Genomic DNA, 668 nt, shown 5'->3' with positions numbered 1-668 from the left:
GCGCGCCGCTGAATGCGGTGATGCAGACCCCGGGTGCGGTAGGGCTGGCCGAACACCCGCATCGGCTCGCTGTAGAACACCTTCTTGGTCAGGTCCACGAGCACCAGATAGACGACGATGAACATGGCCAGCGCCACGTAAAACTGCCATGGCAGCGGGGTGAAGCCCAGTTTGCGGCCAAGCGGCGTGACGGTCAGCGCGATGCCGATCACGTCCACTGACATCAGCGTGACCGAAAGCAGAGCGCCGGGCCTGCTGCGCAGAAATGGCACCCTGCGGGTGCGGATCGCGAACACGATAAACGTCTGGGTGAGAATGTTTTCCAAGAACCAGCCGGTGTGGAACGCCACTTCGCCAGCGTGCAGGATGCCGACCATGAATCCGAAGGTCAAGAAGTCGAACAGCGAGTTAATCGGGCCGAACGTCAGCATGAACCTGCGGATGAACGCGACGTTCCAGTGCGACGGCGCATTCTGCTGCTCCTCATCGACCCGATCGCTGGGGATCGCCAGTTGGGAGGCGTCATAGAGCAGGTTGCCCAGCAAGAGCTGGCTGGCCAGCATCGGCAGGAACGGCAGAAACGCCGACGCCGCCGCGGCGCTGAACATGTTCCCGAAGTTGCTCGACGTGCCCATCAGCACGTACTTGATGGTGTTGGCGAATATGCG

The 668-nt window shown here is 61.7% G+C and carries 1 protein-coding gene; it reads right to left on the bottom strand.

The annotated features are described in order from the left end of the window. Window positions 1-668: cation transporting ATPase C-terminal domain-containing protein (locus tag A9X04_RS06550; protein ID WP_197509073.1), on the bottom strand; the 668-nt coding region annotated here is incomplete at both ends.

It is taken from the genome of Mycobacterium sp. E3247, assembly GCF_001667785.1.
In the GTDB taxonomy this organism is placed as follows: Bacteria; Actinomycetota; Actinomycetes; order Mycobacteriales; family Mycobacteriaceae; genus Mycobacterium.
This window is presented reverse-complemented; position numbering and strand designations above follow the sequence as displayed.